Genomic DNA, 21,422 nt, shown 5'->3' with positions numbered 1-21,422 from the left:
ATTCGAACCGCTGTACAAGGTTTTACTAGTATTTTAAATATAATTTTTTATAAAAATTAGGATACAAAAAAACCCTCAACAAAAGTTGAAGGTTTTAGAGGCATCTAGCGAATTTGAAACGCTGCACAAGGTTTTGCTAGTATTTTAAATATAATTTTTCATAAAAATTAGTACATAAAAAAAACCCTCAACAACAGTTGAAGGTTTTAGAGGCATCTAGCGGATTCGAACCGCTGTACAAGGTTTTGCTAGTATTTTAAATATAATTTTTCATAAAAATTAGGATACAAAAAAAACCCTCAACAACAGTTGAAGGTTTTAGAGGCATCTAGCGGATTCGAACCGCTGTACAAGGTTTTGCAGACCTCTGCCTAGCCACTCGGCCAAGATGCCATAACGTCCTGTAAAAACAGGAATCTCGTTTAGTTGTGATAAACAAGGAAGGCAAATGTATAAAAAATTACCATTTTACACCATAAACCCCTAGTTTTTTCGTCTTTCGGTCATTTTTATCGTTACGCTTTCCACATCACCACCTATTGGAGGGTTAAGTTTACTTACACTCACCGTGGCTTTATTTACCAAGTGATCTTCTTTAAAAATCCGATCTAATATACGCTGAGCAACAGTTTCTAATAATTTGGAAGCGTGTTGCATTTCCTCTTTTACAATCTTGTTAAGAAGCACATAATCTACTGTATCAGTAAGTTCATCTGTTTTAGCTGAGGTTTTTAAATTTGCCTTCACCTCAAGATCTACGCGATAATCACTTCCAATTTTAGTTTCTTCTTTTAGGCATCCATGATATGCAAAAACACGTATGTTTTTAACCTTTATTATTCCCATATTCAGTATTTATTTTTCAAAAATACCTAAAAATGTAATGGACATCGTTTTTAAATGATACTTGAATCTATTTCAGCTAAAAAATAGTTAATTTTACAGCCTGAATTTACGTTGATTATCACAATTTAGAATCACAAAATATATTATATATCAGAAAATATTAATACAAGGCTAAAAGGCTTTGATATCAATATAATTGACAAAATAAATTAGATAAATTTATGTCAGAAGAAACAAAATCGCTCAATTTTATAGAGCATATCATTGAGGAAGACCTTACAAACGGACTTTCAAAAAACAAACTTCGTTTCCGTTTTCCACCTGAACCCAACGGATATCTTCATATCGGACACACTAAAGCCATCGGTATTAGTTTTGGTCTGGGCCAAAAATATAACGCACCTGTTAACCTTCGTTTTGACGATACCAATCCAGCTAAAGAAGAACAGGAATATGTCGATGCCATCAAACGTGATATTGCTTGGTTAGGATACGATTGGGCTAATGAGCTGTATTCTTCAGACTATTTCCATACACTTTACGACTGGGCTGTTCAACTTATTAAAGATGGAAAAGCTTATGTAGATTCTCAATCTAGTGAAGCTATGGCCGAACAAAAAGGAACACCTACGCAACCTGGTGTTGATGGTCCTTATCGTAATAGAAGCGTAGAGGAAAACCTCGATTTGTTTGAACGTATGAAAAATGGAGAGTTTGATGAAGGAGAACACATCTTACGGGCTAAAATAGACATGCAACATCCCAATATGTTGATGCGTGACCCTATCATGTACCGAATTTTGAAAAAACATCACCACAGAACAGGTGATGAATGGTGCATTTATCCAATGTACGATTGGACACACGGTGAAAGCGACTATATCGAACAGATTTCACACTCGTTATGTTCTCTAGAATTTAAGCCTCATAGAGAGCTTTACGATTGGTTTAAAGAGCATGTATATGGTTATGCATCCAATGAGCTTCCAATGCTTCCAAAACAGCGTGAATTTGCACGTTTAAACCTAAGCTATACCATTATGAGTAAACGTAAATTACTCAAACTTGTAGAGCAAGGTATTGTTTCTGGATGGGATGACCCTAGAATGCCAACCATTTCTGGATTACGACGACGAGGTTACACACCAGAATCTATCCGTCAATTCATAGAAAAAGTTGGTGTAGCTAAGCGAGAAAATATTATTGATGTCTCTCTTTTAGAATTCTGTGTAAGAGAAGATCTTAATCAGAAAGCTCCAAGAGTGATGGCTGTATTAGATCCTGTAAAACTAGTTATTACTAATTACCCTGAAGATAAGGTAGAGTGGTTAGATGCTGAAAATAATCCTGAAGATGACAACGCTGGTTCAAGAAAAGTACCGTTTTCCAGAGAATTATATATTGAGCGTGCCGATTTTAAAGAAGAAGCTAGTAATAAATTTTTTAGACTGAAATTAGGTAGCGAGGTACGATTAAAAAATGCCTATATCATCAAAGGTGAGCGTGTGGTTAAGGATGACAAAGGAAACATTACTGAAATTCATTGTACTTACACTACAGATACCGAAAAGAAAGTCAAAGGAACCCTACATTGGGTATCTATCCAACACGCTATAAAAGCTGAAGTTAGAGAGTACGACCGATTATTTATGGATGAAGCTCCCGATAGTCATCAAGACAAAGATTTTATGGAGTTTATTAATCCAAACTCTTTAAAAGTAATCGAAGCTTTTGTAGAACCAAGTCTTGCTGAGGTTAAGATTGGTGATCGTTTTCAATTTCAACGTATTGGCTATTTTAATGTGGATGATGACTCAACTGCAGAGCATTTAGTTTTTAATAAAACCGTTGGATTAAGAGATTCATGGGCGAAACAAAAACCGAAACCTCAACAGAATCAAAACAATAAGCCGAAACCACAGCAACAAAAACGCCCGGCAATTGAAGTCATCAAACAGCTAGGTAAAAAATACACTAATGTACCTGAAGCCAAACAGGAAAAATCAAAAGCTGAAATTTTAAAACTTGCTGAAGAAGTGAGTTATGAAGATTTGCAACCTTTGTTTAATACAGCTGCAAAAAAGGTAGGAACACGGATAGCAACCATGCTAACACTTAGTGTCTTGCTTAAAAACGGACAAGAACGAAATGCAGATATTAATGCATTTATTGATAAGGCGCTAGAAGATAAAAACGAGCTATTAGTAGCAGAAGCTAAGGCTTTATAATAGCTCAATATAATAAGTATATGAACCTCAAAGTACACCACTTTGAGGTTTTTTTGTACATTTATGATACTAACTATAATCAATTTACATCATGATGGAGTTTAATTTTTTAGCAATTCTTGTTGCTGCCATAGTGCCTATTATTTTAGGTTTTATTTGGTACAATCCAAAAGTATTCGGAATCGCCTGGATGCGTGAAGCTGAAATGACAGAAGAGAAAATGAAAAAAGGTAATATGCCAGTTATTTTCTTAGTGTCATTAGTATTGTCGTTTTTATTAGCCTTTTTTATTCAGGCACTTACCAATCATCAAATGGGAGCCTTTAGCTTAATGGGAGGCGATCCAGAACTAGCAAAACCATCTTATGAGGCCTTCATGGCTGATTACGGTACAGCATTTAGAACGTTTAAGCACGGTGCTTTACATGGTGCTATTGCAGGTATATTTATGTTTATTCCTGTTATAGCAATTAATGGTATGTTTGAGCGTAAAAGCTGGAAATATATTATGATAAACGGTTTATACTGGACTGTCGCTTTAACCATAATGGGAGCTATCGTTTGTGGATGGACCGCTTAATTTTATAAATATTTAACACAATTAGAGGCTGGAAATTGTAATTTTCGGCCTTTGTTTTTCTCTTGATACACTATACACTACACAATTCAGTTGCAGATTTACCCGATTCATGGGATGGCCTGCCAATTGATGATATATTTTTAAAAACCCCTTTTTTAAAAGCTTTGGAAGAGTCGTCCCCTGATAATATCTCGTCTTATTTCTTAGCTGTTTTTTCTTCGGAAACTTTAGTGGGTATAGCCATTATTCAACGTGTTGAAATGTACCTTGATGATGTATTCAGAAAGACATCTAATACATTCTTCAAACGAATAGGGAAGTGGTTAATATCCATGATTGTTAAAGGAAATGCTCTAATCGTTGGAAACTTAATGCATACTGGACAGCACGGATTGTATTTCAATGCTGAAAAAATATCTCAAGACGACTTTTTAAACACAGTGTCTAAAGGTTTGAAAACCCTATCAAAAACCATTAAAGATCAATTTGGTAAGAACATAAGAATAGTAGGCTATAAAGATTACTTTGAGTACGATCCAATTAATAATAGCGCTTCCTTTTTCCGAAGAGAAGCACTTTATAAAGCTCAGGCACAGCCAAATATGATTTTTGAAGTTGAAAATAATTGGAATTCTGCCGATGACTATATTTCAGCATTCAACAAAAAATACCGAAGACGTTATAGAACAGCAAGAAAAAAAAGCAGTAGTATAGAATGCTCTGAGTTAAATTTAGATGAGGTTGAAAAGCTGTCAGATAGACTATATCAACTGTATGAGAACGTGTCAGATAATGCCGGAGTGAATTCTTTTAAGTTACACAAAGATCACTTCTACAATTTGAAGCTTCAATTGAAAGATGGTTTCAAGATCTATGGTTATTTTTTAAATGAAAAACTTATTGGTTTCTATACGTTTATTAAGAACTATGATACACTGGAAACCTATTTTTTAGGATATAATCAAGACTTACAACATCAGCACCAAATGTATTTAAACATGTTATTTGATATGGCAATATTTGGGATTGAACAGCAATACAGTCAGGTTGTTTTTGCTAGAACAGCTATGGAAATAAAAAGCTCTATTGGTGCACAACCACACAGCATGTATATTTACTTAAAACACACTAATAATGTCATAGCCAACACTATTTTGAAAATGGTAGTTAAGTATGCTAATCCAGTAAGAGACTGGGAAGAACGGCATCCATTTAAATAAAAAAGCCCTGAAACTAAGGTTTCAAGGCATTATCTTTAGATCTAACGAAGTTAAACTTTAGTCATCTGTTTTCTTTTGTGCATTTTTCATGGCTTCTCCAATCTGGTTACTTGCCGTAAAGCTTGCAACCATATCGTTTAGCATGTTGCTTCCAGCCTGAGGTGAGTTAGGCAATAGTATTAAATTACTGTTTGTTTCTCCACCTATAGCCTGTAATGTATCATAATGCTGTGTAACAACGATAAGTGCTGATGCTTCTTGAGAGTTAATACCAACCTTGTTAAGCACCTCAACAGACTCTTCTAAACCTCTTGCAATTTCACGACGCTGGTCTGCGATACCCTGACCTTGTAAGCGTTTGCTTTCGGCTTCAGCCTTTGCTTTTTCAACAATTAAGATACGCGCAGCATCGCCTTCAAACTGAGCGGCGATTTTTTCACGTTCAGAAGCATTAATTCTATTCATAGCTTCTTTTACCTGAGCATCAGGGTCGATATCAGTAACAAGAGTTTTAATGATATCATAACCATAATCCATCATAGCGTCATTTAGCTCAGCTTTTACAGCAATAGCAATATCATCCTTGCGCACAAATACGTCATCAAGTTTCATTTTAGGGACTTCAGCACGCACTACATCAAAGACATATGATGTAATTTGATCATGTGGGTAATCCAGTTTGTAAAAGGCATCATAAACCTTGTCTCTTATAACCTTATACTGCACAGATACTTTTAATCGAACAAAAACATCATCTAAGGTTTTGGTTTCGATAATCACGTCTAATTGTTGAATTTTCAAACTTAATTTTCCCGCTATACGATCTACTAAGGGAATTTTCATTTGGAGTCCTGAATGTCTTATACTTTGATAGCGTCCAAAACGCTCTATAATAGCAGCAGTTTGTTGTTTAACTATAAAGAAAGCCGAAATCAATATGATTAAGATGAAAAAGATAATTGGTATGTAAATAAATTGTTCCATATCACGTTTTTAATGGTTAGATAAAATAATCAGTTACTAAATTAAGTTATATTTGCTCAAATCACACAGTAATCACATGCAAAAAAAGCAGTTTATTTTATTAGTAGTTGTTTGTATTGGATTTGTTACAATGTCAATGGCACAACATAAGCGATATGCTATCAAAAATGGAATTGGAATCATTGGCGGATTAACCCAATACGATATCAAAACAGATAACTTTATTACTAAAAGCGGAAATGGTTTCACAGGAGGAATGGTAGCTACAGTTGATATTCCACATAAATGGTATACAGTAAGTTATGGGCTACAGTTCTCTCAAAACACACTTGAAGTATCCGGAACGCCATCACTCATGTCTTCAACAGTGGAACAAATTGAATACAATCTTCTGGCTGTACAATTAGCTTTTATGTTTCATGCCAAACTGTTGAGTGATAATCTAACAATTGATATTGGTCCGCAATTACAATACAATGGCGACTTAAAGCTTGAAGATGACTCCCAAAGCAACTATATCATTAGTGGTTATGATGCTTTACTCGCTGAGGATATTACTACAATTTCTCCATTCAATGTCAATGGCGTTATTGGCGCTTCGGCAGGAATAGGAAGCTTCAAACTTAGAGCTATGTACAGTTATGGGTTTACTAATATTCTCAATAGGCTGAATGATCAAAACCTTAACGTTGGAGGAAATACCGATCGTTTCGAAGGTAATCAGAACATGTTGTCCTTTGCTCTGATGATCACGTTTTAACTCTTAGAGATCAAAGCTTGAATACGTTTTACGGTTTCAGCTTTTCCTATCAAATAGATGATATCAAACACGTCGGGACCTTGCAAAGCACCAACAAGCGCTAAACGCAATGGCATCATCACTTTTCCAAAGCCAATTTCACTGGATGTAATCCATCCCTTAACCGTATTTTGAAGATGTTCAACCGTGAAATCATCTACACTTTCAATGATGGCTATTAGTTTGGTTAAAATATCTGTAGTATCATCTTTAATAGCCTTTTTAAAGGCTTTTTCATCATAAGAATCAGGTGCTGTAAAGAAGAAATGGCTCAGGCTCCAAAACTCATTTACAAAGGTTGCACGTTCTTTGATTAAGGCAATGACCATTTCTATATACTGTGTATCAATTTCTGATAATTCTTCTCTCGAATTCTGAAAAGCAACTGCTAGTGAATAATTGTCTTGTTCTTGCATGTAATGATGATTAAACCATTTGATCTTATCTGGATCAAATCGAGCTCCTGCCTTGTTTACACGTTCCAATTCAAAAGCATTTATCAATTCTTCTAAACTGAATATTTCCTGTTCAGTTCCTGGATTCCACCCTAAAAAAGCTAAGAAATTAACCATCGCCTCTGCGAAATATCCATCTTCTTTATAACCTCTAGACACATCACCAGATTTTGGATCGTTCCATTCTAACGGAAACACTGGAAATCCTAATTTATCACCATCACGTTTACTTAATTTCCCTTTTCCTGTTGGTTTCAATATTAATGGTAAATGGGCAAACTCAGGTGCATCCCATCCAAAAGCAGCATATAACTGAAAGTGCAAGGCCAAAGAGGGCAACCACTCTTCACCACGTATCACATGTGAAATCTCCATCAGGTGATCATCTACAATATTGGCTAAGTGATAGGTTGGCATTCCATCACTTTTAAATAATACTTTGTCGTCTAAAACATTGGTGTCAATTTTAATATCACCACGAATGATATCTTTTAAATATAATGTTTCGTCTTGTGGCGATTTAAACCTAATCACATAATCGTCACCTGCATTGAGTTTGGCTTTTACCTCTTCTTCGGAAAGCGATAAAGAATTGCTCAACTTTAGACGATTGTGCCAATTGTAAATAAATGTTTTTCCCTTAGCTTCATGGTCCTTTCTATGAAAATCTAGAGTTTCAGCAGTGTCAAATGCATAATAAGCATGACCTTTAGCTATTAATTCGTCTGCGTATTGCTTGTACAAATGCTTACGTTCACTTTGTCTGTATGGTCCAAATTTTTCATTCTTTCCAACGCCTTCATCAAATGGGATTCCGCACCAATTTAATGATTCGACAATATAATCCTCAGCGCCTTCAACATAACGGTTTTGATCTGTATCTTCTATACGAAGCACAAATGTACCATTGTGTTTTTTTGCAAATAAATAGTTGAAAAGTGCTGTTCTAACACCTCCAATATGTAATGGTCCTGTTGGGCTGGGTGCAAATCGCACACGAACGGGTTTTGTCATGGTTACAATTTAAGAACTGCAAAGGTATTAAAAATACGTAAGTTGCCGTATGTTTTCGTATTCGATGAAACTCTAATTTTGATGTTTATAAATCAATAAAGAAAAGATTATGAAACGATTATTACTTGTATTACTGTTTGTTCCTGTTATGTTACAAGCACAATGGCTACAATCTGGAGATGATATTGACGGTGAAGGACCTGATGATGAATTTGGAACTTCTGTAAGCTTAAATGCTGTTGGAGACAGAGTGGTGGTAGGCGCTCAATATGCTAGTGTAGTAGGTTTAGGTTCTGCAGGACACGTTAAGGTTTATGAAAACGATGGAAGTGCCTGGACTCAAGTAGGTAACACAATTGATGCTACAGCCATTTCTGTTAATATTGGCTGGCAGGTGAGTTTTAATGATGCCGGAACTATTTTTGCAACAAGCTCCTATTTTGCAAATAATTTTGTAGGAATGGTGGCAGTTTACGAAGAATTAAATGGTACTTGGACACAAATAGGTTCAAATATTGAGGGGATCGGCTCATTTGATTTATTCGGGACTAGCGTTAGAATGAATGCATCTGGAACGCGTTTTGTTGCTTCAGCAATTGATCAAGTTAGGGTTTACGAAAACATGGGAGGAACATGGACGCAAATAGGAACAGATATTTTGCCAGAATCACCAGACGAGAACATGATTTCGGTCGATATTAATAATAGTGGAGATCGGATTATTGTTGGTGCAAATCAAAATGATGATATAGCAAATAATTCTGGCCAGGTAAGAGTTTATGAATTTATTGAAGGTTCATGGATACAAATGGGTTCTGATATAAATGGTGGCGCCGAATTTGACGGTTTAGGGTCTCAAGTTTGCTTTAATAGTGACGGATCAAGATTTATTACAGGGTCTTCAGCAGAATATGTAGAGATTTACGAGTTTATGAATGGAGATTGGAATCAAGTAGGCTTAAGAATTAATGGAGAACAATTAGTAGGTTTTTTTGGTTTAGCATTAGATATGAATGGAGATGGGTCGTTAGTTGTTGTTGGAGCAAGTAATAATGATGCAGGTAATGGAAATAGTGGCGCTAATTTTGGTAGCTCATCGGTATACAGAGAGATAAATGGTTCGTGGTCACAACTTGGGGAAGATATTGATGGCGAGGCTTTTCAAGATCTCTCAGGTAATGCCGTGAGCATAAATGAAACAGGAAACATCATCGCGATTGGTGCAATGTGGAATGATGGCAATGGCAATAAATCTGGACATGTAAGACTGTATAATGAATCTACTTTATTGTTAGAAAGTCAGAATTTTGAAAGGTTTAAATTGTATCCGAATCCGAGTCATGATTTTGTTACAATAGATTTCCCTGTAGGTTCTGAAACCTACAATATTCAAATATTTGATGTGTTAGGAAAACGAGTTAAACAATTAGATGCGAATCAACACCAAAGCTTTAAAATGAACGTTAATGATTTACCAGCTGGTTTATATTTGGTTCATATTAATTCAAAGCTAATGAATACAACAATGAAATTACTGGTGGAGTAAAATATTAAATTAGGTTAGGATCATTTCCTTAGGTACACGCTTATTCATAATCTTGAACCAAAGCGGAGGAACCATGGCTAATACCATAGACGTAGGATAACCATATGGCATTTGCGGACTCTCATCATGGCAGTCTAATATTTGGTATTTTTTTGAAGATTTAAAGTGATGATCACTATGTCTGGTGAGTTCATAAAGTACAATCCTGCCAATAACATGGTTAGAATTCCAGGAATGCATTTCTTTGACGCGCTCATAGCGGCCAGATTTTGTTTTTATTCTGAGTAATCCATAATGTTCGATGTAGTTTACGGTTTCTAACAAAACAAACCCTATAATTGCCGAAGTCAACGCAAATAGTAACCCTAATGCACCAAAAAACATAAAAACCAGAATCAAATAAGCGGCTTGAAAAACAACATACCATAACATATCGTTCTTAACCGAAAAAAAGTGTTGATCATTGTTGTCTAAGAGTTTTTTCTGAATGTTCCAGGCACTTATGTATTGTCTGAAAATTGAGGTCAGCCAAAAGGAATATACGGTTTGATTATACCTTGCTGTTGCGGGATCTTCAGGTGTGGCTGCATGCAAGTGATGCCCAAAATTATGCTCGATGTAAAAATGCATGTATTGAGCGGGTAGGAGTAAGGCCTTACCTATAAAACGCTCATTTGTTTGTTGTCGGTGTCCTAATTCATGAGCTACATTAATACCATTAACACCTAACACGATACCTACGGAAATGATCACACCAACCAATTCGTAAGTTTCCATTGCTGTGGTTGTAGCCTCATATATTCCGAAGAATACCAAGCCATAAACTATAGGAAGGTTCAAGTATAATAACCAATCGAAGATCTGTCGCTTTAGTTTATGATCTGCTTCTTCAGAAGTTAAATTTTTAGTATCCACAGGAAATATGAGTTCTAATACAGGAATCATTACAAAGGCGTAGAAAGGAGTGAGAAATGAAAAGTAACCCTTAGTGTACAAGCCAATAAAAGCAACAACAGGAATTGAAAAGGCAGCTAGGTATTTAAGGTCTTTCATGTAAATAAGGTTTTAACTTAGTCTTTATTTTAACACAACTCCTCGAAATTAACAGAATCTTACCAAATTTAGGTATTTGCTGTTTAAAATAAAATTGTAGATTAGTGAGTTAATTATATCTATGGCAAGTAATTTTAAACACATACAAGGTAAGCTAGAGCAATTTATAAGGCGATTTTACACCAATGAATTGCTTAAAGGTACTATTTTGTTTTTTTCAATCGGCCTTTTGTATCTCATTGCAACCTTGCTTATTGAATATTTTTTGTGGCTCAGTCCAATAGCAAGAACAGTTTTGTTTTGGGTGTTTATTGCTGTTGAGGTGTCACTGTTTGCCAAGTTTATTGCATTTCCTCTGGCAAAATTATTCAAGCTTCAAAAAGGTATTAATTATGAGGAAGCTTCAAAAATTATAGGAAATCACTTCCCTGAGGTAAACGATAAGTTGCTCAATGTGCTTCAACTCAATCAAAACAATCAGCAATCTGAACTATTAGAAGCAAGTATCGAACAAAAATCTGCAGAGTTAAGCCCAATACCTTTTAAATTAGCTATTAACTTCTCTAAAAACGCAAAATATTTGAAGTATGCTGCTATTCCAGTTGCCATATTATTGTTGTCGTTTTTAACAGGCAAGATCAATTGGTTTAGCGATAGTTATGAACGTGTAGTAAATTATAATACAGCATATGAGCCACCAGCACCTTTTCAGTTTTTTGTTGTTAATGATGAACTCAAAGCTATCGAGAATAAAGACTTTAAAGTATTAGTAAATACTGCGGGAGATATTTTACCCGAAAACGCTCAAATACATTTTAATGAGCAATCATTCTTTATGCAACAAACAGCTCCTGGTCAGTTTGAGTTTGTGTTCGCACAACCAAAAGAGAGCCTAACCTTTAGTTTGTCGGCTAACGATGTGTTATCTAAAAACTATACCATAGATATTATTAAGGTGCCTACTCTTGTAAGTTTTGAGATGGCTTTAGATTACCCAGCCTATACGCGAAAGCAGGATGAAGTTCTTAAAAGCACTGGTAATTCTACTATTCCAGAAGGAACTAAAGTGACATGGAAAGTCAATACTAAATCAACAAATGAGGTTGTTTTCTACTCTAAAGACACCCTTGCATTTGAGCCGGTTTCCGAAGGAAAATTTGAAGCCGCTAAGCGTATTTACAACAACACAGATTACAGTATAAGTACCAGTAATAAACAACTTAAAGATTATGAGAACTTAGCATTTTCAATCAATGTGATAAAAGATAATTATCCAGAGATGACTGTTAAAATGGAAAAAGACTCTCTGGATAATCAAACCTTATATTTTTACGGACAAGTTAGCGATGATTACGGATTGAGCAAGCTTCAGTTGGTATACTACCCAACTAATCATCCAGAAGACAAATCCTATGAAGCAATGCGTGTGTCTAAATCAAATTTTGATGAGTTTATAAGCGCTTTTCCCAATCAACTAAACTTAGAAGAAGGTGTAGACTATGAGTTATATTTTCAGGTCTTTGATAATGATGCTTTACATAGCTACAAAAGCTCAAAGAGTTCGGTTTTCAGTTATAGAAAACTTACCAAAGATGAAGAAGAACAAAAACAGCTCCAGGAGCAGAATGAAACTATAAAAGACATTAGTAAAACATTCGACAAACTTAAGGAACAAGATAAAGAGCTTAAGGAGCTTTCTAAAACTCAAAAAGAGAAAAAAGAGCTTAATTTCAACGACAAGAAAAAGTTTGAGAACTTCATTAAAAGACAAAAGGAACAGGAGCAATTGATGAAGAACTTCAATAAAAAATTAAAGGAGAATATTGAGGAATTTCAGAATGAAGACAAAGAACAAGATCAATTTAAAGAAGATCTACAGAAACGTCTTGAAGAAAACGAACAACAGCTTAAGAAAGATGAAAAGCTTTTAGAGGAGCTGGAGAAAATGAAAGACAAGATTAATAAAGAAGAATTCACTCAAAAACTTGAACAACTAGCAAAGCAGAACAAGAACAAAGAGAAAAGCTTAAAGCAACTCTTAGAGTTAACCAAGCGCTTTTATGTGGCTAAGAAAGCAGAAAAGCTTATGAAGGAGCTGGAGCAGTTAGCTGATGAGCAAGAGAAACTTTCTGAAGAGTCAAAAGAAAAAAACACTAAAGAAGCACAAGAAAAGTTAAACGATAAGTTTGAAGACTTTCAAAAACAAATGGAAGACCTCAACAAAGAGAATAAGGAGCTAAAAAAACCAATGGATTTACCTCAAGATAAACCAACTGAGGAATCCATAAAGCAAGATCAAAAAGAAGCTACTGAGGCTCTAGAAGAACAAGAAAAGAAAGACCAAAAAGAAGGCGATGAAGGTGGTGAACCTCAAAAAGAGCAAGATAAACCAAAAGACAAACAAGAAGGTGAGCAACCTCCTATGGCACCTCAGGATGCCCAACAAAAAGCTAAGAAAAAACAAAAACAAGCAGCCAAAAAAATGAAGGAGATGAGTCAACAAATGGCTCAAGGAATGCAAATGGGAGGAGGCGAGCAAATGCAAGAGGATATTGATGTGTTGAGACAGATTCTTGATAATTTGGTGCTCTTTTCTTTCGATCAGGAGAATTTAATGAATCAGTTCAAAAGTATTGAGGTAAACCATAATGAGTATGGGAAATTTTTACGAAAGCAAAGCAACCTAAGAGAACATTTTGAGCATATTGATGATAGTCTGTTCGCATTATCGTTAAGACAACCAGCAATTTCTGAGCGCGTCAACGCTCAAATCACCGATGTGTTTTATAATATTGATAAGTCGCTTGGTCAGTTGTCTGAAAACATGATTTATCAAGGGATATCCGCCCAACAATATACAATAACATCAACAAATGAGTTGGCTAGTTTTTTGAGCGATGTGTTAGATAATATGAACATGCAGATGAATCCATCCATGGGACAAGGTCAAGGTCAAGGAGAACAGTTGCCAGACATTATTATGAGTCAAGAAGAACTCAACAAAAAGATGGAGGAAGGTATGAAGAAAGGAGAGAAAGGTAAGAAGCCAAAAGATGGTGAGAACGGAGAAAGTGGTGAAGGTCAGCAGCAAAAGGAAGGTGAAGAAGGTGAGTCTAAAGAAGGTAAAGAAGGAAAGGATGGCAAGGAAGGTAAAGAAGGAAAGCAACAAGGAGAAGGAGAAGGTGATAGTGAAATGCAAAACGGCGAACTTTATGAAATCTATCAGCGTCAACAACAATTAAGACAAGCCCTCGAAAATAAATTAGGAAAGGAAGGTAAAAAAGGACTTGGAGGACAGCTTATCAAAAAAATGGAAGAGATTGAACTAGATCTAATCAATAAAGGATTTACCAATCAAACACTTCAAAAAATGATGGATCTTCAACACCAATTGTTAAAGCTAGAAAATGCAACCTTTATGCAAGGCCAGGATAATAAGCGTAAATCTGAAACCAATAATAAAACTTACGACAATGTCGTTCCTAATAAAATTCCTAAGGCTAAAGAATACTTCAATACTACTGAAATTTTAAATCGACAAGCCCTACCTTTGCAGCAGATTTATAAAAAGAAAGTGCAAGAGTATTTTAAGAAGGCCAATGATTAGTTTTAACTACGAAACCAATTTTAAACTGGAAGACGAAATTAAGTTTATCAGTTGGATTTCAAACACAATAGATAGCGAAAACTGCAAAGTAGGAGAGATTAATTATATATTTTGTGATGACGATTATTTACACAAACTTAATGTTGAATACCTTGATCACGACACGCTAACTGATATTATAAGTTTCGATTATTCCGTAGGAAAAGAGCTACATGGAGATATCTATATTTCCGTTCAAAGAGTTGAAGAGAATGCTATAGATTTCAATGTCGAGTTTTACGATGAGTTGAGCCGAGTTATAATTCATGGGATACTTCATTACTGCGGTTACAAAGATAAAACCAAAGCAGAAGCTAAACTCATGAGAGAAAAAGAAAATCACTACTTAGCCGAACGAAATTAATATATTAGTATTTCGACGTATATTTGCAAACTGAAAAAAATTTATTCATTAATGTTCCACGTGGAACAATAAGATCTGTTATGTTCAACGAATTATATGATGTCATTGTTGTAGGTGCTGGTCACGCAGGAAGTGAAGCTGCTGCTGCTGCTGCTAATATGGGAAGTAAAACACTGCTCATTACAATGAATTTGCAAAACATTGCTCAAATGTCTTGTAATCCTGCTATGGGAGGAATTGCCAAAGGTCAAATTGTAAGAGAGATTGATGCACTTGGTGGTTACAGCGGAATTGTAAGTGATACCTCTGCAATTCAATTTAAAATGTTGAATAAATCAAAAGGTCCTGCCATGTGGAGTCCGAGAGTTCAAAGTGACAGAATGCGATTTGCTGAAGACTGGAGACTTCTGCTAGAACAAACAAAAAATTTAGACTTCTATCAGGAAATGGTTTCAGGTTTACTTGTTGAGAACCATAAAGTGGTAGGTGTAAAAACATCACTCGGTATCGAAGTAAAAGCAAAAACTGTTGTGTTGACTAATGGCACTTTTTTGAATGGATTAATTCATATAGGTGATAAAAATTTTGGAGGAGGGCGAGCAGGTGAAAGAGCAGCAACAGGAATAACAGAACAGCTTATTGATCTTGGTTTTGATTCTGGTAGAATGAAAACTGGAACACCACCAAGAGTTGACGGACGTTCATTAGATTATTCTAAAATGATCGAACAACCTGGAGATGAGCAACCCGAGAAATTTTCGTATTTAGAAGATATAAAACCACTAACTGAACAGCGTTCTTGTTACATGACATACACAAGTCCTGAAGTTCATGATCTGCTTCGAGAAGGATTTGATCGCTCCCCAATGTTTAATGGACGAATTCAAAGTACAGGTCCAAGATATTGTCCGTCAATAGAAGATAAAATAAATCGCTTTGCTGATAAAGACAGGCACCAACTTTTTGTTGAGCCAGAAGGGTGGAATACTGTTGAGGTTTATGTTAACGGATTCTCTACGTCCTTACCAGAAGATGTCCAATACAAAGCGTTGAAATCTGTAGTTGGTTTTGAGAACGTGAAATTTTTCCGACCAGGTTATGCTATCGAATATGATTATTTTCCTCCAACACAGTTAAAACATACTTTAGAGACAAAGTTGGTTGAAGGTTTATTTTTTGCAGGGCAAATTAATGGAACTACAGGATATGAAGAAGCGGCTTCTCAAGGATTAATGGCAGGTATAAATGCGGCTTTAAAAGTCCAGGAGAAGGATGAATTTATATTAAAACGAAATGAAGCTTATATAGGTGTATTAGTTGATGATCTTATTACAAAAGGTACTGAGGAGCCATATCGAATGTTTACATCAAGAGCAGAATACCGTACCCTATTACGTCAAGATAATGCAGACTTTAGGTTAACTCCAAAAGGATATGATTTAGGATTAGCTGGAGAACAAAGGTTAAGACGAATGGAAGAGAAGCAGAAGCAATCTGATAATTTTGTTAACTTTTTTAGACAAACCAGTGTAAAACCCGAAGAGGCCAACCCTGTCTTAGAGGCTAAAAATTCGTCGCCTGTAAAGCAATCTGATAAAATGTTTAAGTTGTTTTCTAGGCCTAATATAACTACTGAAGATATGCGACGTTTTGCTGCTGTAGAAAACTATATTCAGGAACATGATTTAGATCGTGAAGTTATTGAGCAAACCGAAATTCAGATTAAGTATTCTGGATATATAGAAAAGGAAAAGAACAACGCTGATAAATTAAATAGGCTGGAGGATGTCAAAATCCCTGCAAATTTTGACTATACTAAACTCAAGTCAATGAGTACTGAAGCGATTCAAAAACTAACCAAGATACAACCTGTGACCATATCTCAAGCTTCTAGAATCTCAGGTGTTTCTCCAGCAGATGTCTCGGTGTTACTTGTTTATTTAGGTCGATAAATAACTAAGTGTTCCACGTGGAACAGTTGTTCCTGCGGAATGATTTTTGATTATTAAACATCTAAAAACTCTTATGAAAAACCATATCATATGTGTTGTTTTCTTTTCAGTATGTTTGTCATGTGTGTCTATAAAATCTGTTGATGACATTAATAGATATCACATAGTGGAGGTAAAACAAAAGAACAATACACACAAACCTTCGCACGTATTTACATTTCAGATTCATAAAGACAGAAGCTATTTTTTAAATTATCTTAGAGACAGGTACAATCATCTTAAAGGCTTTACTCCCGAAAACTTTACGGCAATTATTAAAGACGAAACATTTTATGTCTCTGTCTTAAGCGAAGAAGATTCTAGTTCATATTTAGATCTCACAGATTTCATTTTTAAAAAGAAAGATCCTAAGCTAGTTAAAAACGGAGAGCTTAAGCGTTTTATCAGTATTACAATAACAGATATTAATGGTGTTGATGCCTTAGAAACCAAATCGTTTTATAGAAATATTGTTATTAAATATTTGGACGATCTGAGAATGGGATTTAAAGCTTATTAATATATTTGAGGTGTTTAAGATTAAGATAGCATCTTCCAAAACAACCATACCTTGAGTACACCTAAAAACAAAACGTATTTGACCGTAAAAGATTATTCTGTTTCTGGAGAAGAGTTTCAGTTAATTCATAATCAATCTATGGATATGTTAGAAACCTATCCGCAGCCTCCAGAACATAAACTAGGAGATTATTACGAGAGCGAAGATTATATTTCTCACACAGACGCAAAACGAAATGTTCTTGAAAAAGTATATCATTTTGTTAAGTCAATTGCTTTGAAACGGAAACTAAAACTTATAAACTCTTTTAATACTTTAGAAAAAAATCTTCTGGATGTTGGGTGTGGTACTGGTGACTTTTTAAAAGTTGCATTAGATGATAACTGGAATGTTCATGGAATTGAACCCAATCAAAATGCAAGAACAATTGCAAATACTAAAACCAGAGATTCGGTTTTTAATATTGAGCACTTATTGAAGTTCGAATTAGAATCTTTTGACGTTATTACGCTTTGGCATGTTCTAGAACATCTGCCAAAATTAGACGAGCACATTTCAATTTTTGAATCTCTTTTGAAACCAAATGGAAGATTGGTTATAGCAGTACCAAATTATAAAAGTTACGATGCTATACATTATAATCAGTTCTGGGCAGCTTACGATGTGCCCAGACATTTGTGGCATTTTTCTCAAACAGCAATTTCTAAACTCATTGCTAAAAAAGACATGGAAGTTGAGAAAACAGTTCCTATGGTTTTTGATTCCTATTATGTGTCATTACTTTCTGAAAAGTATAAAACAGGAAAAATGAATCCAATTAAGGCTATTTGGACTGGATGGAGGTCAAATATCAAGGCAAGACAATCTGGAGAGTACTCCTCTCTAATTTATGTGATCAAAAAGCACAAAAAACAATTTTAAGGCGATTTAAGCGAGTTTGAGCTGATAAGTAACATAATGAGATTGATTAGCTCTTTTTGTGTTTTAAAACCGCATTTCTGTTGTTGGTTTTCAATAGTTTTTGAAAATATGGATTTCAAAATCCATAAATATATTTTATAGTTGAGTTTTTTGATAAAATACTCATTCACTTTCATACATTTGCAAAAAATTAAACAAAGCCTAAAATGAAAAAAATATTAAGTGTATTATCTGTTGTGCTCGTTTTAACTTCTTGCCAAGAACAGCAAAAAATTGCGTTTGTAGATAACAATAAAGTTGTTACTGAATTTCAAAAGAAAAAAGACTTCGAAAAAAGATTTCAGGTAAAAATTGATAACTTCAGTAAAAAAGCAGATAGCTTAGATAAGGCAATTCAGATGGAAGCTCAATTGTTTCAAACAAAATCGGCTACAATGTCAAAAAAGAAAGCTGAAGCTGAATATCAGTTATTAATTCAGAAGAAGCAAATGCAAGATTACCAAATTAGCGTAGAGGAGCAAAACTTGAAAGCAGAGGGACAAAAACAAATAGATACTTTGGTTAAGGAAGTTAGAGCTTTTGTGAAAGACTACGGAAAGAAAAACGCTTACACTTATATTTTAGGAGCTAATGATGCTGGTAGTGTGCTTTACGGTTCAGAAGCTAATGATATCACTCAATCTGTTATAGAGGCACTAAATTCTAAGTACAAAAAAGAAGACTAAACAGAATTCTATTAAAACATCAATATCAGCCGGTTGTTATCAATCGGCTTTTTTGTGCAATAATCTTGTCAGTTTAATTGACAGATCGGTAAGAATAATTTTAGAGTTTCCATTTCGTTCAATATGGTATATGGCTTCTTGAAGTTCGTTGGAGATCTCCATTATATTATTACCATGGACAAAAGGCGCGAATTTTTCGATCTTAAATGATGTTTTTGGCTCCATAAAAACCAAGTCATTTGCTTTATAATTAAGCATTAGAGCTTGTCTAAAAAAATCGAGACAAAAGCTTAAGAACTGCTTTTGAGTTTCTCGACCTGTTTTCGCTATAGTTTCGCTCCAGGATATTAAATCATGAATGGCACTTTTATTACCTTTTGCTTTAAAGGCAGATCGAATCCAAAACACAAACCATTCTTCAAACTGAGTGTCTTCACTATCGCTGTACACTAAATCACAGGCTTTATTATAATTTCCATTAGCTTGGTGTGCAATTTTAATAGCATCTGTCTCTGGAATTTGATAATTTTTCATCAATGCGCCTTTAATTACGTCTTCAGCTAAAGGCGGAAAATGTAAGATCTGGCAACGCGATCTAATCGTGTTAATAATCTGTTCATCATCTTCAGCAATGAGGATAAAAATCGTTTTATTTGGTGGCTCTTCGATAAGCTTTAAAAGTTTATTAGCAGCCGATGTGTTCATCTTTTCTGCCATCCAGATAATCATGACCTTATAGCCACCTTCATAAGACTTTAATGATAATGCTTTTACTATATCTTGTGCTTCGTCAACACCAATCTGACCTTGTTTGTTATCAATTCCTAGAATGCGATACCAATCAAACAAGTTTCCATAAGGCTGATTATTAATAAGTTGTCGCCATTCCTCCATGAAGTGATTAGAGACAGGGTGACTTTTAACCTTGTCGTTGGTTGCTACAGGAAATGCAAAATGAAGATCAGGATGCGACAAGTTTTTGAACTTTAAATTGCAAGCTTCATTCCCTTCAGTATTTTCTCCATTTGTATTGTTACACAATACATATTGAGCATAAGCAATTGCCATTGGTAAGGTGCCAGAACCCTCAGGTCCCACAAATAACTGCGCATGTGGAACACGTCCAAAATCAGCACTTTTTGTAAGGTGATTTTTGATGTGGTCTTGACCAAAAATTTCTGAGAATAACATAAAGCAAACCTACATATTTTTTTTAAATGTTTAGAGATATAATCTATGCAATCGTTTTCGTTAATAAACAACTTTTATCGGTTGGTTTTATTGGTTACATTTGTGTTTCTATTTTATTAAATCCTAGCAAATGAAAACTTTGAACGACTTCAATTTCAACAACAAAAAAGCATTGATTCGTGTTGATTTTAATGTACCCTTAAACGATAAATTTGAAGTAACTGATGCAACACGTATTGTGTCGGCCAAACCAACAATTATCAAAATTCTGGAAGATGGCGGAAGCTGCATTTTAATGTCTCATTTAGGACGACCTAAAGGAGTTCAAGAAGAGTTTTCTCTAAAACATATTGTCAATAAAGTTGAGGATATTTTAGGTGTTGAGGTAAAATTCATCGAAGACTGTGTAGGGCCTACGGCAGAAGAAGCTGCTCAAAATTTAAATCCAGGAGAGATTTTATTATTGGAAAATTTGCGTTTCCACGATGAAGAAAAGCAAGGTGATAAGAATTTTGCTGAAGCACTTTCAAAATTAGGTGATATTTTTGTCAACGATGCTTTTGGAACAGCTCATAGAGCACACGCTTCAACTACAATTATTGCACAATTTTTTGATCAAAGAAAATGCTTCGGAAATTTGCTCGCACAAGAAATAGACAGTATTAATAAAGTCATGAAAACAGGTGAAAAACCAGTCTTAGCTGTGCTTGGAGGCGCTAAAGTATCTTCAAAAATCACTATTATTGAAAACATCTTGGACAAGGTTGATCATTTGATTATTGGAGGCGGAATGACTTTTACGTTTATTAAAGCTCAAGGCGGAAATGTTGGTGACTCCATTTGCGAGGACGACAAAATGGAGCTTGCAATAGATATTTTAAAACAAGCTAAAGAAAAAAATGTACAGATACATTTACCTGTTGATGTTCTTGCAGCAAACGCATTTAGTAATGATGCTGACACCCAAATTATGGATGTTGATAAAATTCCCCAAGGTTGGCAAGGTCTAGATGCAGGTCCAAGGTCTAAAGCACATTTTCACGATGTAGTTTTACAATGCAAAACCATATTGTGGAATGGACCATTAGGAGTTTTTGAAATGGAAACTTTTGCAAATGGGACAATAGCTCTAGGGAACTCAATTGCAGAAGCTACAAAAAATGGAGCTTTCTCTCTTGTAGGAGGAGGAGATTCTGTTGCTGCAGTAAAACAATTTGGTTTTGAAAATAAGGTGAGTTATGTAAGTACAGGAGGAGGCGCTATGTTGGAGAGTCTGGAAGGTAAAACCCTACCAGGAATTGCTGCTATTTTAGAATAGTTGCACATACTAAATAGCGAT

The 21,422-nt window shown here is 35.0% G+C and carries 17 protein-coding genes and 1 tRNA gene; 12 read left to right on the top strand and 6 right to left on the bottom strand.

From position 1 onward, the window contains the following. Positions 1–322: 322 nt before the first annotated feature. Both Q0951_RS00500 and folB read right to left on the bottom strand, forming a co-directional pair. A tRNA-Cys gene (locus tag Q0951_RS00500) sits at positions 323–393 on the bottom strand. A 90-nt stretch (positions 394–483) separates the two neighbouring features. Further along, positions 484–846, bottom strand: coding sequence for a dihydroneopterin aldolase (gene folB, locus Q0951_RS00495; RefSeq protein WP_299332838.1), 363 nt, complete (start codon positions 844–846; stop codon positions 484–486). A 221-nt stretch (positions 847–1,067) separates the two neighbouring features. Between folB and Q0951_RS00490 the strand changes: the two genes are divergently transcribed. The 3 genes from Q0951_RS00490 (at position 1,068) to Q0951_RS00480 (ending at position 4,874) form a co-directional block, all read left to right on the top strand. Continuing rightward, positions 1,068–3,074 (top strand): glutamine--tRNA ligase/YqeY domain fusion protein, encoded by a 2,007-nt coding sequence (locus Q0951_RS00490; RefSeq protein WP_299332835.1) that lies wholly within the window; start codon positions 1,068–1,070, stop codon positions 3,072–3,074. 91 nt (positions 3,075–3,165) lie between these two features. Then, positions 3,166–3,654, top strand: a complete 489-nt coding sequence (locus Q0951_RS00485; RefSeq protein ID WP_367179728.1) for a DUF1761 domain-containing protein — start codon at positions 3,166–3,168, stop codon at positions 3,652–3,654. Between the two features lie 62 nt (positions 3,655–3,716). Continuing rightward, a complete protein-coding gene (locus Q0951_RS00480) occupies positions 3,717–4,874 on the top strand; it encodes a GNAT family N-acetyltransferase (protein WP_299332832.1) in 1,158 nt (385 codons plus the stop codon). Between the two features lie 57 nt (positions 4,875–4,931). Here Q0951_RS00480 and Q0951_RS00475 read toward each other — a convergent pair whose 3' ends face one another. Next, on the bottom strand, positions 4,932–5,858 hold the full coding sequence (locus tag Q0951_RS00475; RefSeq protein WP_299332829.1) for an SPFH domain-containing protein: 927 nt from the start codon (positions 5,856–5,858) through the stop codon (positions 4,932–4,934). A gap of 76 nt (positions 5,859–5,934) precedes the next feature. Between Q0951_RS00475 and Q0951_RS00470 the strand changes: the two genes are divergently transcribed. Beyond that, positions 5,935–6,618: a hypothetical protein gene (locus Q0951_RS00470; protein WP_299332826.1), complete on the top strand. Its 684-nt coding sequence runs from the start codon at positions 5,935–5,937 to the stop codon at positions 6,616–6,618. Here the strand turns inward: Q0951_RS00470 and gltX are convergent. Beyond that, positions 6,615–8,126 carry a glutamate--tRNA ligase gene (gene gltX / locus Q0951_RS00465; protein ID WP_299332823.1) on the bottom strand — a complete coding sequence of 504 codons (1,512 nt, stop codon included), beginning with the start codon at positions 8,124–8,126 and terminating at the stop codon, positions 6,615–6,617. The two genes, Q0951_RS00470 and gltX, sit on opposite strands and share 4 nt — an antisense overlap. Positions 8,127–8,235: 109 nt before the next feature. Between gltX and Q0951_RS00460 the strand changes: the two genes are divergently transcribed. Next, positions 8,236–9,672 (top strand): T9SS type A sorting domain-containing protein, encoded by a 1,437-nt coding sequence (locus Q0951_RS00460; RefSeq protein WP_299332820.1) that lies wholly within the window; start codon positions 8,236–8,238, stop codon positions 9,670–9,672. 9 nt (positions 9,673–9,681) lie between these two features. On the opposite strand, the gene Q0951_RS00455 is transcribed toward Q0951_RS00460, so the two are convergent. After that, positions 9,682–10,725, bottom strand: coding sequence for an alkane 1-monooxygenase (locus Q0951_RS00455; protein ID WP_299332817.1), 1,044 nt, complete (start codon positions 10,723–10,725; stop codon positions 9,682–9,684). 121 nt (positions 10,726–10,846) lie between these two features. On the opposite strand from Q0951_RS00455, the gene Q0951_RS00450 reads away from it, so the two are divergent. From Q0951_RS00450 to Q0951_RS00425, 6 genes are all read left to right on the top strand, one after another. After that, a complete protein-coding gene (locus Q0951_RS00450; RefSeq protein ID WP_299332814.1) occupies positions 10,847–14,332 on the top strand; it encodes a DUF4175 family protein in 3,486 nt (1,161 codons plus the stop codon). Continuing rightward, the gene (gene ybeY / locus Q0951_RS00445; protein WP_299332811.1) at positions 14,325–14,735 is read left to right on the top strand and encodes an rRNA maturation RNase YbeY; all 411 of its coding nucleotides are present in this window, start codon (positions 14,325–14,327) and stop codon (positions 14,733–14,735) included. The genes Q0951_RS00450 and ybeY overlap by 8 nt, the downstream gene beginning before the upstream one ends. A gap of 80 nt (positions 14,736–14,815) precedes the next feature. Next, the gene (mnmG, locus tag Q0951_RS00440; RefSeq protein ID WP_299332807.1) at positions 14,816–16,687 is read left to right on the top strand and encodes a tRNA uridine-5-carboxymethylaminomethyl(34) synthesis enzyme MnmG; all 1,872 of its coding nucleotides are present in this window, start codon (positions 14,816–14,818) and stop codon (positions 16,685–16,687) included. Positions 16,688–16,760: 73 nt separating this feature from the next. After that, the gene (locus Q0951_RS00435) at positions 16,761–17,246 is read left to right on the top strand and encodes a hypothetical protein (RefSeq protein WP_299332805.1); all 486 of its coding nucleotides are present in this window, start codon (positions 16,761–16,763) and stop codon (positions 17,244–17,246) included. A gap of 51 nt (positions 17,247–17,297) precedes the next feature. After that, the gene (locus tag Q0951_RS00430; RefSeq protein WP_299332802.1) at positions 17,298–18,167 is read left to right on the top strand and encodes a class I SAM-dependent methyltransferase; all 870 of its coding nucleotides are present in this window, start codon (positions 17,298–17,300) and stop codon (positions 18,165–18,167) included. A gap of 206 nt (positions 18,168–18,373) precedes the next feature. Next, positions 18,374–18,892, top strand: a complete 519-nt coding sequence (locus Q0951_RS00425; RefSeq protein ID WP_299332800.1) for an OmpH family outer membrane protein — start codon at positions 18,374–18,376, stop codon at positions 18,890–18,892. Positions 18,893–18,931: 39 nt separating this feature from the next. Here the strand turns inward: Q0951_RS00425 and Q0951_RS00420 are convergent, their stop codons facing one another. Then, the gene (locus tag Q0951_RS00420; RefSeq protein ID WP_299332797.1) at positions 18,932–20,083 is read right to left on the bottom strand and encodes a DNA polymerase III subunit delta'; all 1,152 of its coding nucleotides are present in this window, start codon (positions 20,081–20,083) and stop codon (positions 18,932–18,934) included. Positions 20,084–20,213: 130 nt separating this feature from the next. Between Q0951_RS00420 and pgk the strand changes: the two genes are divergently transcribed. After that, complete coding sequence (gene pgk, locus Q0951_RS00415; protein WP_299332795.1) at positions 20,214–21,401, top strand: phosphoglycerate kinase; 1,188 nt, start codon at positions 20,214–20,216, stop codon at positions 21,399–21,401. The last annotated feature ends 21 nt before the right edge of the window (positions 21,402–21,422 follow it).

It is taken from the genome of uncultured Psychroserpens sp., assembly GCF_947501425.1.
Classification (GTDB): domain Bacteria; phylum Bacteroidota; class Bacteroidia; order Flavobacteriales; family Flavobacteriaceae; genus Psychroserpens.
This window is presented reverse-complemented; position numbering and strand designations above follow the sequence as displayed.